The organism is Marivibrio sp. (genome assembly GCF_040218065.1).
Taxonomy (GTDB): Bacteria; Pseudomonadota; Alphaproteobacteria; order UBA8366; family Aestuariispiraceae; genus Marivibrio.
In genome coordinates, this window is record NZ_JAVJQE010000013.1 from 413,340 (window position 1) to 426,739 (window position 13,400).

Genomic DNA, 13,400 nt, shown 5'->3' on the forward strand with positions numbered 1-13,400 from the left:
CGCCTGTGAGCGGCGCGGACGCCCCCTCCCCCTTCTTGGCTCAGACCGTCCGCGCGCAGGACGGCTGCCGGCTGTTCGTGCGCGACTATCGACCGGTCGCCCCACCGCCCGGGGATCGGCCGCCCGGGGATCGGCCGGTGGTGCTGTGTCTCGGCGGCGTCGCGCGCACCTCGGCTGACTTCCACGATCTGGCCCAGCGCCTCGCCGCACAGGGCTGGCGGGTCGTCGCGCCGGACTATCGCGGGCGCGGCCGCTCCGCCCGCAGCGCGCCGCGGCGCTACCGGCCGGAGGTCTATCTGGAGGATCTTCGCCACATTCGCGTCGCGCTAGGCCTCGGGCCGGCCGTGGTTATCGGCTCCTCGCTCGGCGGCCTGCTGGGCTGCGCGCTCGGCGTCGCCGCGCCCGGCGCTCTAAAAGGCCTGGTGATGAACGATATCGGGCCGGACGTCTCGTTGGGCGGTCTCGGCCGGGTCGTCGACTACATCAAGGCGGCGCCCAGCTACGCCGATTGGGACGACGCGGCGGCGGCGATGCGCGACCTGATGCCGGATCTCAACCCCGGACCGGGCGAGACGGCGGGTGAGGACGACTGGCGGCGCGTCGCCGAGGCGACCTTCCGGCGCGAGGCCGACGGGCGCCTGCATCCGATGTGGGACCCGGCGATCGCGGAGAGCATGGGCACCGACGCCGCGATCCCCGACCTCTGGCCGCTGTTTCGCAGCGCCCGGCGGGCGCCCGCCCTGGCGATCCGCGGCGGAAAGTCCGACATCTTGAGCGCTGAGACCCTGCAGCGCATGCAGGCCGCGCATCCCCTTTTGAGCGCGCTGACCCTGCCGCACAAGGGCCACACGCCGACGCTGGACGAACCGGAGAGCCTGGCGGCGATCGAAGCGCTCCTGGCCCGCGTCGCGGGCGCGAGCGACACCCGCTAGACGTCGGCGCCGGGCGAGCCGCCGGGCGGCGGCGCCGACGCCTCGGCGCGTTGCGGGGCGGGGCCGGCCGGTTTTGCGGGCGCGTCCGATACGCCCGGCGCAGGCGCCGGATCGGGCGCGGCGCCCTTCTCCTCTCGCGCCGCCTTGAGGCGCGCCTCTACATCCTCCACCCGGCGGCAGAGCCCCTGCATGTGGGCGCCCGCCTCGATCGCCAGCCGGTCGTGATAGATGTCGCCGAGAACCTTGGCGCTGGCGGTCAGCGTGACCTCGCGCCCGGTGATCTGCCCCTCAACCGCGCCGGCGATGCGGATATGGTCGGCCATCACCGCGCCGCGGACGCGCGCCGCCTCGCCGATCGTCACCTTATGGGACCGGATGTCGCCCTCCACCGCGCCGTCGACCTGGATGTCGCCGGTGGAATCGAGATCGCCGGTGACGGTAAGCGAGCCGGAGATGATCGACGGCGGCGCGTTCTTCGCCGCCCCGGCGGCCCCATCCGCGGCGGCCGCGGCCCCGAGCGAGCGCGGCGCCGGCGTTGCGGGCGCCTCGGGCTTAGATTTTGAAAACATGCTTTCCGGCCTCGATGAACTTCTCGGGGTCCAGCGGCTCCCCGTCGACCTGGATCTCATAATGGACATGCGGGCCGGTGGACCGCCCGGTGCTGCCCAGCTTGCCGATCAGATCGCGGTGATCGACCCGCTGCCCCTTCTTTACGGTGATCTTGCGCAGATGGGCGTAGATCGACTTCACCCCGCAGCCGTGATCGATCACCACCTTGTTGCCGTAGCCGTTCTGGCGCGCCGCATAGGTGACCACGCCGGGGGCGGCGGCCATCACCGGCGTGCCGGGCCAGCCGCCCAGATCGACGCCTTCATGCTGCGCCCATTTGCCCGTGAACGGATCCTTGCGCTTCCCGAAACTGCTGGTGACGTGATAATTGTCCACCGGCGCGATCAAGGGCGTGCAGCGCACCACCTCCTGCAAGGCCCGCCAGCGCTGGATGCGGCCTTCCAGCGCTTTGACGTCGTCGGCGAAACTCTCCCCCAGCTCGGCGGACGCGAAATCGGCGCGCACCAGCGGGCCGCCCTGGCCGCCGCCGTAGCCGACCCGCTTCAGCATCGCCTCGACGTCTAGGCCGGCCAGCTTCAAGACCGCTTCCGTCTGCTGCAGATTGGCCTTGGTCTCCTCGGACAGACGCTCCACCAAGGTGCGCTGGCTCTCATGTAGGCCGGCGATCTCGCCCAACAGCGTTTCCGCCCTGCGAACCGGGTCGGCGGCGTCCTCCGCGGCGGCGATCGCATCCGCCCCGCCCCCGCCGCTTTGCGGCGCGATGGCGGCCAAGAGATCGGGCGAGGCGGAAATCCGCTCGGCCCGCGCGCTGTCGCCGTCAGACGCGGCGATCCGCTCGACCGCGCCGGATTCCTGCGCCAGCCGGGCGAGACCGAGCACGACCTCGGAGAGCGTGGTCTCGGCCGAATCGGCGCGGCGGCGCGCGGTCTGGAGATCGCGCATGACCCCGCGCGCCTGCACTTCGAGCGCCTGGACCAGCGGCCGATCCGCATCGAGCGCCAGACCGCGCGCCGAGACCTCCGCCAGCCGTCGGACGACGCTTTCGATCCGCTGCCCGGTGGCGCGGTGCAGCGCCCGGCTGTCCGCAAGCGCCGCGCGCGCGTCAGACAACTGGTTCGACAGAGCGTCACGCTCTTCCTCGACCACGACGGTCTCCCGCTCGGCGCTTTCGAGCGCGGCCGCCAGCGCCGTCACGCGGCCGCGCAGTGCGGACTCGCGACGTTCCGTGGCGGCCAGCACGGTTTGCGCATCGCTCAACAAGCGAGCGAGCGAGTCGGCGCGCTGCGCCGCCTCGTCCCCAGCCGCGCGCGCCGCCGCGAGATCCGCGGCCAACGCCGCGCGCGCCTCATCCAACCCGGCGGCGCGGCTTTCGGCCCGCGCGAGAGCGGTCTCCAACGCCGCGATTCGCTCATGCAGCGCAGCGCGGCTCTGCACGATGCGGCGCCGGTCCGCCTCGGTCAGATCCAGATCGGTGGCGATGCGATCGAAAGCCCCCTCGATCCGGGCGCTGATTTCCGCCAGCTCCTCGAGATCGACCTCCAGCGTCTCCGCGCTGCGACCGTCCGCAACTTCCGAGACGGCGCCGTCGTGACGGGCGTCGAGCGCGTCCTGGCGGGCGAAGATGTCCCGGGCGAGCGCGCCGACACGCAAGCGGTAGGTTTCCAGATCGCCGCGTACGCGCTCATAGGCGATTTTGGCTTCGACGATTTCGGATTGCTGATCGGCCAGCCGATGTTTTTGCCAAAGCGACAGCCCCGTCCCGGCGAGGCCCCAGCCCAGCACCGCAAAGGCGCAGCCGGCCGCGGTCATCTGAAGCCACGGCTTGAGCCGAACATATCGGACCCGATCGTCGCTGCGCAGCAACAGCTCGCGCTCGCGGAAAAGATGCGCGACACGCCGGCGCAAACGCCCCGGCGCACGTCCGCCGGTCCCGAGGGCGGCGTCCGTCGGCGACGACACTTCGTGATGGCGGCGGTCCGATCGGCTCCCCACGCGCTCCCCGTCAGCGTTGTGCTGGGACGGACCGGCGCGCCTGACGGCGTCGGCCCGCTCCCCTCTCCATCTCCGGGACCCGTTCTAGCTGATCGAAGGGGCGCTTGCGAGTCCCTTGTCCGGCGGGTGCGCTCGCCGAGGCGACTGAGGCGGCCGGCGCGCCGCCTCTCAGCCCCGCCCGCCGGACTCTCCGAGAAGAGTTTCGGCGATCCTGTCGATCGTCTCGTCATCGGAGACGAGCGTCTCGAGCGGCATGACCGAGCCGTCCGGAAGCCGCACCGACACGCCCGCGAGGCTCGCCGAATCGCACGGCCCGAGCAGCGTCACCTCGCCGCCGTCAATGCGAAACACCACCCGGTCCTCGAACCGCCGCCCGTCGCCGGCGTCCGGATTGAAATCGAAGGCGAGCCGATCGCCCTGTTCAAAGGTCCATCCGAATCGTTCGCCAGGGGCGGGTTTGGGGATGCGAATGAAGCCGAGCGCCCCGCGTTGGCGACGGACCGACGGCGCAAAGGGCGTCGCCCGCCCCGCGGCGCTCCCCCCACCGGGCGCAGCGGCGGGGGCGACGGAGGAGCCGGCGCGGCTGACGGGCTGGGGATTTTTCCGGCGCTCAATCACGACTCGACGCTCTCCGCACAAGGGGGGCGGCGCAAGCGCCGCTTGTTTTGAGAGGCTAGTCGGAGAGCGTTAAAAACTCCCTAATCGCAATGCGGTAACAGGGCGCCCCGTCGCCGTCCCCCGTCGCCGTCCGCCGTCGCCGTCCGCCGTCGCCGTCCCCCCGTCGCCGTTCCCCCGTCGCCGTTCCCCCATCGCCGTCCCCTAGGCCGCGCCCGCGCCTAGGCGACGATGTGAAAACCGCCGTCGACATAGACCGTGTCGCCGGTCATCAGCCGGGCCGCGTCGCTCGCCAGATAGGCGGTGGCCATGCCGACGTCGTCGATGTCGACCAGCTTGTGCGCGGGCGCTTCACGCGCCGCACGGGCGATCAATTCATCGAAGCGCTCGATGCCGGAAGCCGCGCGCGTCTTGACCGGCCCGGGCGAGATCGCATGGACCCGAATTCCTTTCGGCCCCAGCTCATGCGCCATGTAGCGCACGGACGCCTCCAGCGCGGCCTTCACCGGGCCCATCAGATTGTAGTGCTCGACCACCTTCTCGGCGCCGTAATAACTCATGGTGAACAGCGCCCCGCCGTCGGTCATCAGCGGTTCGGCCGCCTTCGCCATGCGGATGAAGCTGTGGCAGCTGACGTCCATCGCGAGCTGAAAGCCCTCGCGCGAACAGTCGACGACGCGGCCGTGGAGATCCTCCTTCGGCGCGAAGGCGATCGAATGCAGGGCGAAATCGATCCGATCCCAGCGCGCGCCCACCTGCTCGAAGAACCGCTCCACCGCCCCCTCTTCGCGCACGTCGAGGGGCAACAGCATCTCGGCCCCCAACCCGTCGGCCAGCGGCGCGACGTAGGGCTTCGCCTTCTCGTTCAAATAGGAGAGCGCGATATCGGCGCCCAGCGCACGAAACGCCTTGGCGCAGCCGTAGGCGATGGACTGGTCGTTGGCCACGCCCAGAACGACGCCGCGTTTGCCCTCGAGCGACAGGGATTGGGGACCCATCACGCGCCCTCTCCTTTTCGATGCTGCACTGCAGCAACGCTAGCAGACGCCGGCGGGCGGCGTAAGGGGCGCGCCGATGACAATTTCATGGCGCACGCCGAGGGGCCGGCCGGCCGACGCGCAACCTAAATGTCGCAGGCGTTAGAATGATGGAGAGGCGGCGCCCCGTCGCGGAGCGAAATCGAACAATCTGGGCGACAGTTCGACTTTAGGAGAAGTGGTGCCCAGGGGAGGAATCGAACCACCGACACTGCGATTTTCAGTCGCATGCTCTACCAACTGAGCTACCTGGGCGTCTCCGGCGTGCGACGGGTCAGCGTACCGGCCCGCCCTCATCGGGAGCGCGCGATACATAGAAAATCGCACCCGCCCTGTCCAGAGCGATTTTGCAGGAAAATGACGCGCCCCCGCCCGCCAAAGCGCGAGACGCCCTGAAATTACCAGCCTAGCGCGCATTCGCCCCGCCCTCAGTAAGGAATTATTAAATCTTAAGTATCAACCTCAATGTCGGACGCGCAGTTTTCTTACCTGGCGGCCCCGGTCGGATGAGCCGTCGGGTGCGCGCCGCAAGCGAGAACGACCCGGCCGCATGCAGGCCGAGAAGACGAAGAAGGGAGGGTGATGGGATGTCTGTTTCACCCCTGGGCTGGTTCAAGAACGCCAAAATTCGGGCCAAGCTGATGACGCTGACCGGCGTGCTGCTGGTGCTGCTGGCGGCCAATGCGGGCGTCGGTCTCTACAAGCTCGATCTCATCGGGAAGGAGATCAAGACGGTCGCGGACGAAGACATGCCGCTCACCAACCTGACGGCCGAACTGACGGTTACGCAGTTGGAGCGCGCGCTGGTCTTCAACCAATTGACCGGCATGGTCGGCGACGCCCAGCGCAACGAGACGCTGGAGGCCAACCTCCGGGAGCGGTACGAGACCTATACCGGCCGAATCGCCGCCTATTACACCGAGTTGATCGAACTCGACCACGCCATCTCGGAACACGCGTCGAGCCCGGCGCGTCTCGCCTTCGGCGAGGAGATGTCGACGCGCCTCGAGGCGATCTACGCTGACATCCAGGCCTATGAGAAGCACGCGCAGGAAATTCTCGACGGCGTCGCGGCCGGAAACGCCTTCGCCGTCATGCAGAATCTGGGGACGGTGCAGCAGGAGCAGCAGGAGATCCAGGACGGTCTTCACGGGCTCTTGAAGAAGGCCGAAGCCTCCTCGCAGGCGGCCGTCGAGCGCGCATACGCGGCCGAGCAGGCGGCGCTGATGCTGATCGCGGCGCTTTCCGCGACGGCGCTGGCGACCGGGGCCGGTCTCGCGCTCTATATGTCGGGGCTGATCACCAAGCCGCTGTCCCGGGCCGTCGCCACCATGAAGGCCTTGAGCGAGGGCGACACCTCGGTCGAGCTGAAGGCGGAGACGACCGACGAGGTCGGCACGCTGGCCCGGATGATCGAGCACTTCCGCGGCAAGACGATCGAGGCGAACGAATTGGCCGAGCAACAACGCCGCGAGGAGGAGCGCCGCCTCGCCGAAGAGCGCCGCCAGGCCGAGCGCGCCAAGCATATCGAGAAGCTGACCGCGCAGTTCGAGAAGGACGTGCAGGCGGTGCTGGAGGCGGTCGCCGCCGGCTCCACCCAGATGCTGCAGACTTCCGACAGCATGGCCGCCGTGGCCGAGGAGACCAGCAATCAGGCCTCAACCGTCGCGGCCGCGTCCGAGCAGGCGTCGAGCAATGTCGAGACCGTCTCGGCCGCCGCGGAGGAACTCTCCAACGCGATCGCCGAGATATCCGGCCAAATCGCGAACGCCAACGCCACGGCGCGCGAGGCGGTGAGCGCCGCCCGCTCGACCAACGACGACGTGCGCGAGCTGACCCAGGCGGCCGACCGCATCGGTCAGGTGATCCAGTTGATCTCCGACATCGCGGAGCAGACCAACCTGCTCGCCCTCAACGCCACCATCGAGGCGGCGCGCGCCGGCGAGGCCGGCAAGGGCTTCGCGGTGGTCGCGAACGAGGTTAAGAGCCTCGCCTCGCAGACCAGCAAGGCGACGGAAGAAATCGCCGGTCAGGTCGGCGACATGCAGGGCGCGACCCGCAAAGCGGTCACCGCGGTCGAGACCATCGCGGTCACGATCGACCGGATCGACGAGATCTCGACCTCCATCGCGTCCGCGATCGAGGAGCAGACCTCGGCCACCCAGGAGATCGCCCGCAATGTCGAGGAGGCCGCAACCGGCACGCAGGAGGTGAACCGCAATATCTCCGGCGTCAGCCAGGCGGCCGGGGAGACCGGTCAGGCGGCCGGCCAGGTGAAGGAGGTCGCCACAGACCTCTCGACCCGGGCCGAGACGCTGCGCACCACCGTGGACGGCTTCCTGCACGAGGTGCGCAACGCCTGACGCGCCGCGTCTTCCACCATCCCGTTCCATCCCAAGGAACTGGCCGGGGGCGGCGACGCCTCCGGCCGATTTTTTTGGCCGGCGCCGATCGCGCGCGCTGTGAGGGGACAGGGCGCCGAACCGGCAGGCCTCGAGCGCCCGATCAAGGGTCGACCGACGGGTCCGCCCCTCGCCCGCCGACCGGCCCCGATCGGACATTCGTCCAACCGTGGCGAAACGGCCGTTCGCGCCCCGCCTCGGACCCAAAAGAACCGCGGCGGTCACCAGGCGCGCCGCGCGCTCCGCTCGGTCAATAAGCTCCCCCGCCCGGCCTCTCACGCCATCTCTCGGGGGCGAAAAACGCCCTCACCCGCGCTCTCTGAACGGAGCGGGTCAGCCGGCCCGACTTCCTTCAACGAAATCCATCAGGATGTCTTCAAATTCGCTCGCTTCACATACCAGGATGCGGTCCCCTCGAAAGCGGTAAGTCCAATAGGAGACGGCGTGCGAAACAGCTGAGATCGAGGGCCCGATGCTGTTGAAGATCGCGGGCGCGTCTCGCAGAAAGTCCTTCAGAGCGGCGGCGTCTTGTCGTCCCAGAAATTGTTGGTGGTAGATCTCGTCGTAGCGCGCCAACGCCTGCTGGCCCGTGCGCAGATTGTCGGCCAGCATGTCCAGGACGTCCGCCTTAAGGGCCTCGATCGTTTCCCGGTCCTTGGCTTCGCCATATTTGACCAGCTTCAGGCGCCCGAAATCCCGGCGCATCCCGGTGAAGCGTTCGGCCAAACCCTGGAGCGTGAACTTATAGTAGATTAGCCCTTTCCATGCGAAGAGCGTCTCGGGCGCGTCCTCTTCGGCGATTTCGACCGAGCGGAGCAATGGACGCAGCGTCGCGGTGTCCGCGCCGTCCCAGAGCTTCTCTGCGATGACGTTGGCGAAGCGGGCGGCCTCGTAATCGTTTTCTGCGGAGAGCTCGGCTAAGGGCTTCAACTCCTGGACTACAAAATCTTTGATCCGCAGATAGTCGCCGTTCGAGATGTCGAAATAGTCCGGACTGACGTTACGGCCCGCCATACGCAGCCGCTCTCGCAAGAGAAACGGGTCAAGGGCGGGCGACCGCTCGATAAGGTTCAGCGCCTCGAGGTCAGTGCGCGCGGCGACGTCATCGGCGTAATAGTCTATGCCGAAATTGTCCTGAAGCAGGTCGTAGAAGGTGATTTCATTAATGAACAGCGATTTCCCGCCGACGCGCAGATCGCGTTCATCATATAGGATGAAGATCTTTGTGCCCTGGAAGCGTGACTCCTGGAAAAGCGCGCGTTCCGACGCCGACAACCGGGCCTTCAGGATTATTGAGCTGTTGAGTTTGGCGTTATTGAAGATCGGCTCGCCATCCGGCTTCACAGCCGCAGCGCGCAGCTTCTGCGTCTTCTGAAACAGATTCAGGACGCGCGCCGAGGACGACGTGCGGCACAGCGACACAATACTTCGGTAATCAAGCGCATCCTGCGCCATGGCTGTCCGGACGCCTCAACGATTAAACGCCCGCCCCCTTATCACGACCCGCTTTCTTGGACCAGAGGTGAGTATTGCACGGCCAAGTCTTGATGAAACAGCAAAAGGAACCCGTATCACACCGTGGCCGCATCTGATGAAAGGCGGGCGGTCTTTTTAGTTCCTTCCACTCGCCGAACATTTATTCCATCGGCACAAGAGATGCATCGGCCTTTGTCGGAAAACGGTCGACGAAATATTTACCTTACGTTGTCTTTTCAAAAAACGCAGCCGCTTAATTTAAGCCCTCTAAATCCGGTATCGCCCTTCCGCCGTACTGTACGCGGAGGTGTTAAATGATCAAAAAAGACGATCCTGTTCCGCCCGGACCTCTCATGCAGTTCAGCGGCGGAGCGGTGCATACTTTAGATTCCCGTGATCTGTTCGGCGTCGGACGGCACATCATCGTTGGCGTTGTAGGGGCGTTCACTCCGATCTGCGGCGTCACTCATCTTCCCGAGTATGTGCGCCTCTTCGAAACCCTCATGGACTTCGGAAATACGGACTCGATCTCGAGCGTCTGCGTCGCGGATCCGTTCGTCGTGAGCGCCTGGGGAAAGGCGATGGGATGCGACGGAAAGATCGCCATGTACGCGGATCCGGTCGGCGCTTTCACCGATCAATGCGGCCTCGCCGCCAACTACGATTCCATCGGGATGGGAAACCGCTCGCAGCGCTACATCCTCATCTTCAGGGGCGGCGTCGTCGAACGCCTTACGGTGGAGCCCGATCCGTTTCAGGTCGACGAGACGTCGGCCGCCAGAATGATCGCGTCCTCTACCTAGAAGAGCCCGGACGACGGCGCTTCCCTCGCCGCACTGGCGGCGTCGTCTATTCCCTTGCAGAGGGGTAAAGCGAGGCCGCGCGCTTGAGGTCCTTAGAGACGTGAAGCCATTCGGCCCAGCGCATCGGCGCTTTGGCCCGCCTTCGACCGAGGGCGGGCCTTTCACGGCCCCGGCCGGTTGAGTTGAAGATGGCTAGGAACAGCCGGTTCGAACCGGCGTTTCCGACGCCCGGCAAGCGGCGAAAACCTGTCAGGGGCGGCCCCGCCGCCGGGTCCCGTGGCGCAGCAACGCTCCAGCGCCCCATGCGCCACGGCGTTCTATCGCGACCGCCTCACCTGACGTCTCCCGCGCCGCCCAAAGCGCGGCGGCGCCGTCCGAAGCCAAGCGTCAGTTCACGCGCCCCCTTCCCAAAGCGCCTCACCTGCCCTATAGGCTCGCGCCCATGAGCGACGCCATGATCGATAGAAGCGCGAGCAAGCGCGGCGGGCGCATTCCGAAGGTCGGGATGGTCAGCCTCGGCTGTCCCAAGGCGCTGGTCGACAGCGAGCGGATTCTGACCCAGCTGCGCACCGAAGGCTATGAGATCGCGCCCGATTACGACGGGGCGGACGTAGTGCTGGTGAACACCTGCGGCTTCCTGGACAGCGCCAAGGCGGAATCGCTGGAGGCGATCGGCGAGGCCCTGTCGGAGAACGGCCGCGTCATCGTCACCGGATGCATGGGCGCCGATGAAGCCGCGATCCGCGCCGTCCACCCCAGCGTCCTGGCCGTCACAGGGCCGCACCAGTACGAGCAGGTCGTCGAAGCCGTCCACGACGTGCTGCCGCCGGCTCACGACCCGCTGATCGACTTGGCCCCGCCCGGCGGACTGAAGCTGACGCCGCGTCATTACGCCTACGTAAAGATCTCGGAAGGCTGCAACCACAATTGCAGTTTCTGCATCATCCCGTCGTTCCGCGGCCGGCTCGTTAGTCGTCCTGCCGCTAGAATTATGTATGAGGCCGAACGGCTGGTGCAGGCGGGCGCGCAGGAGTTGCTGGTGATCTCGCAGGACACCAGCGCCTACGGCGTCGATCTGAAGCACGCCGAGAGCAACTGGCGGGGCGAGCCGGTGGCGGCCCGCATGACCGACCTGGCCGCCGCGATGGGCCGTCTCGGCGCCTGGGTGCGACTGCACTACGTCTACCCCTATCCGCATGTCGACCGGGTGATCGAGCATATGGACGCCGCCCAGGCGCGCGCCGGGACGGGCAAGATCCTTCCCTATCTCGACATTCCCTTCCAACACGCCAGCCCGCGCGTCCTCAAGGCCATGAAGCGCCCGGCGCATCAGGAGAAGACGGCCGATCGCATTCACGCCTGGCGCGCGGCGCAGCCGGACCTGACCATCCGGTCGAGCTTCGTCGTCGGCTTCCCGGGCGAGACGGAGGCGGACTTCCAGCTGCTGCTGGATTGGCTCTCGGAGGTCGAACTCGACCGCGTCGGCTGCTTCGCCTACGAGGACGTCGCCGGCGCGGCCGCCAACGACCTGCCCGGCCACGTCCCGGCCAAGCTGCGCGAGGAGCGCAAGGCGCGGCTTTTGGAGCATCAACGCGCGATCAGCGCAAAGCGCCTCGAGCGCTTCGTCGGCCGCACCCTCGACGTGCTGATCGATCAGGTCGACGGCGACGGCGCGATCGGCCGCTCCATGGCCGACGCGCCGGAGATCGACGGCCAGGTCTTCATCGACGGCCCGGGCGCGGACGCGCTGCCGGTCGGCCGTTTCACCCAAGTGGCGATCGACGAGACGAGCGACTATGATCTCTACGGACGGCTGACGGCTGGCTGACGGGAGAGCGCTGGGGCGTCGACGGCCCGAGAAAATCTCCCGGAACAATCTTTTTGCGTGTATTCTGGTTCGCCAGCACGTGAAAGGAGCCGTCCCATGCGATCCCTTCTTTCCGTCGCGCTGCTCGGCGCGACCCTCGCCGCCGCGGGCGGCTGCACGCCCGCCGATACGAGCGCAAGCGCGCTCCCCAGCGGCGTCGACCCGTCGTTTGAGCTGCTCAATCCCCCAGAGCTCACGCCGGACGGCGACGGCGTCTTTCAGATCGTCGCCGGCTTCGAGGATCGCGAGATCCGCCACGCGTTCGGTGCGATCCCGCTGCCGCAAATCCGCGCCATCGCGACCGGTGACGCGGACAAGCGCGCGGTCGCCCCGACGGTGCGGGTGAAGACCGGCGCCGATTTCGGCTTCGATCTGGTCAACGCGATGCCCTACAGCCCGGCGACGGGCGACGACCGGATGAGCGCCACCCTGCCCCACGGCTTCAACGTCATGAACCTGCACACGCACGGGATGCACGTCGCCAATCTTCAGGACAACGTGCTGATCAACGTCTTCGGCCAAGGCGCGCCGACGGATGTGGTGGCGCGCTGCAACGAGGAGACCTACGGCGACGCGCCGTGCGTTGTCGGAAATCATCCCTATCGCTACTGGGTCATGCGCACCCACCCGTCCGGGACCTATTGGTACCATCCGCATAAGCACGGCGCGGTGGCGCTGCATCTGGCGAGCGGCATGGGCGGCGCGCTGATCGTGGAGGATGAGGAGAAAGGGATCGAGAGCCTTGAGACGGTCAAGCGTCTGAAGGCGGCGAACTACAAGGGGCGGGCGGAGCGCGTCATGGTGTTCCAGCATATCCTCTACGAGACCGAAAGCGGCCGGAACGTCGTCGACTGCAGCACCGTCTACAGCTTTTCGACCGACTGCTTCGACGGCTCGACGCCGGTCGAGCGCCGCGCGGATCAGATCAACCAGCGCATGACCGTCAACGGCCAGGAACGCCCGATCGTCACCATGGATCGGAACGAGACTCAGCTGTGGCGGATGGTGAACGCCGGCGCCGGCGACGTGCTGGCGCTGTGCCGCGTCCCGATCGGAATCAGCCCAGACGCCGCGCCGGACATGCGGGTCCTCGCCGTCGACGGCAATCCGGTGGAGTACCCGTCGACATATAAGGAGCTGTTGAGCGTCGGCCCGCCGACGCCCGACCTGGGCGCGCCGACCGACCCCTCGCAGGTCAAGCCGACCAGCCGGGACGTCGTGCGCAACGAGGTGGCTTTCCTAGCGGCCGGACAGCGCATGGACGTGCTGGTGAGCGCGCCGGCTGTGGGCAGCTACGCCATCCTGCACGCCTATCACCCGGACGATCCGACGGCCGATCCGATCCGCATGAGCGACTTGTGCCCGAAACGCCTGGACCCGGCGGAGGCGCACAAGCGCGCCGTCATGTACGTGAACGTGCTGCCCGCCTTCGGCGATCGGCCGCCGGAGATTGCGCCGCCGACGCCGGTGGAGGTGGCGAACTTGGTTTCGCCGAGCGATCTGACGGGCGATCCCGTCTACAACCCCCAGCCGCCGCGCAATCCGATCCCGACCCAGGGCGTGGCGTTCGGATTCTCGACCCTGACCTACGGGGCCGCCGCGGGCGGCGGCTCCACAATCAACGGCCGCGTGTTCAACGGCGGTGAGATGCAGCGCACCCTCCAGTTCGGGAAGACCGATCTCTAGGCGGTCCAAAGCGCCGCCGA

The 13,400-nt window shown here is 67.4% G+C and carries 10 protein-coding genes and 1 tRNA gene; 5 read left to right on the forward strand and 6 right to left on the reverse strand.

Translation table 11 applies throughout. The features are described from left to right. The first annotated feature begins 5 nt into the window (after positions 1-5). A complete protein-coding gene (locus tag RIB45_RS13845) occupies positions 6-932 on the forward strand; it encodes an alpha/beta fold hydrolase (RefSeq protein ID WP_350050946.1) in 927 nt (308 codons plus the stop codon). Here the strand turns inward: RIB45_RS13845 and RIB45_RS13850 are convergent. The 5 genes from RIB45_RS13850 to RIB45_RS13870 all read right to left on the reverse strand — a co-directional run bounded on the left by RIB45_RS13850 (position 929) and on the right by RIB45_RS13870 (position 5,401). Beyond that, positions 929-1,501, reverse strand: a complete 573-nt coding sequence (locus RIB45_RS13850) for a bactofilin family protein (RefSeq protein WP_350050947.1) — start codon at positions 1,499-1,501, stop codon at positions 929-931. The two genes, RIB45_RS13845 and RIB45_RS13850, sit on opposite strands and share 4 nt — an antisense overlap. Then, entirely contained in the window at positions 1,485-3,494 is a 2,010-nt protein-coding gene (locus RIB45_RS13855) for a peptidoglycan DD-metalloendopeptidase family protein (RefSeq protein WP_350050948.1), read from the reverse strand. Before RIB45_RS13855 ends, RIB45_RS13850 begins: the two co-directional genes overlap by 17 nt. Before the next feature lie 168 nt (positions 3,495-3,662). Further along, a complete protein-coding gene (locus RIB45_RS13860; protein ID WP_350050949.1) occupies positions 3,663-4,112 on the reverse strand; it encodes a hypothetical protein in 450 nt (149 codons plus the stop codon). Between the two features lie 218 nt (positions 4,113-4,330). Then, complete coding sequence (fabI, locus tag RIB45_RS13865) at positions 4,331-5,107, reverse strand: enoyl-ACP reductase FabI (protein ID WP_350050950.1); 777 nt, start codon at positions 5,105-5,107, stop codon at positions 4,331-4,333. A gap of 218 nt (positions 5,108-5,325) precedes the next feature. Next, positions 5,326-5,401, reverse strand: a tRNA-Phe gene (locus RIB45_RS13870). A 332-nt stretch (positions 5,402-5,733) separates the two neighbouring features. On the opposite strand from RIB45_RS13870, the gene RIB45_RS13875 reads away from it, so the two are divergent. After that, a complete protein-coding gene (locus RIB45_RS13875; RefSeq protein WP_350050951.1) occupies positions 5,734-7,509 on the forward strand; it encodes a methyl-accepting chemotaxis protein in 1,776 nt (591 codons plus the stop codon). A gap of 372 nt (positions 7,510-7,881) precedes the next feature. On the opposite strand, the gene RIB45_RS13880 is transcribed toward RIB45_RS13875, so the two are convergent. Next, positions 7,882-9,003 carry a hypothetical protein gene (locus RIB45_RS13880; RefSeq protein WP_350050952.1) on the reverse strand — a complete coding sequence of 374 codons (1,122 nt, stop codon included), beginning with the start codon at positions 9,001-9,003 and terminating at the stop codon, positions 7,882-7,884. Positions 9,004-9,338: 335 nt separating this feature from the next. On the opposite strand from RIB45_RS13880, the gene RIB45_RS13885 reads away from it, so the two are divergent. From RIB45_RS13885 to RIB45_RS13895, 3 genes are all read left to right on the forward strand, one after another. Continuing rightward, a complete protein-coding gene (locus tag RIB45_RS13885) occupies positions 9,339-9,827 on the forward strand; it encodes a redoxin family protein (RefSeq protein ID WP_350050953.1) in 489 nt (162 codons plus the stop codon). A gap of 442 nt (positions 9,828-10,269) precedes the next feature. Continuing rightward, a complete protein-coding gene (gene rimO / locus RIB45_RS13890; protein ID WP_350050954.1) occupies positions 10,270-11,655 on the forward strand; it encodes a 30S ribosomal protein S12 methylthiotransferase RimO in 1,386 nt (461 codons plus the stop codon). 96 nt (positions 11,656-11,751) lie between these two features. After that, positions 11,752-13,380, forward strand: a complete 1,629-nt coding sequence (locus tag RIB45_RS13895) for a multicopper oxidase domain-containing protein (RefSeq protein WP_350050955.1) — start codon at positions 11,752-11,754, stop codon at positions 13,378-13,380. The last annotated feature ends 20 nt before the right edge of the window (positions 13,381-13,400 follow it).

Coding starts and splice junctions, on each gene's coding strand:
- RIB45_RS13885 (WP_350050953.1), top strand. CDS start 9,339: ATGATCAAAAAAGACGATCCTGTTCCGCCCGGACCTCTCATGCAGTTC.
- RIB45_RS13880 (WP_350050952.1), bottom strand. CDS start 9,003: ATGGCGCAGGATGCGCTTGATTACCGAAGTATTGTGTCGCTGTGCCGC.
- rimO (WP_350050954.1), top strand. CDS start 10,270: ATGAGCGACGCCATGATCGATAGAAGCGCGAGCAAGCGCGGCGGGCGC.
- fabI (WP_350050950.1), bottom strand. CDS start 5,107: ATGGGTCCCCAATCCCTGTCGCTCGAGGGCAAACGCGGCGTCGTTCTG.
- RIB45_RS13875 (WP_350050951.1), top strand. CDS start 5,734: ATGTCTGTTTCACCCCTGGGCTGGTTCAAGAACGCCAAAATTCGGGCC.
- RIB45_RS13850 (WP_350050947.1), bottom strand. CDS start 1,501: ATGTTTTCAAAATCTAAGCCCGAGGCGCCCGCAACGCCGGCGCCGCGC.
- RIB45_RS13895 (WP_350050955.1), top strand. CDS start 11,752: ATGCGATCCCTTCTTTCCGTCGCGCTGCTCGGCGCGACCCTCGCCGCC.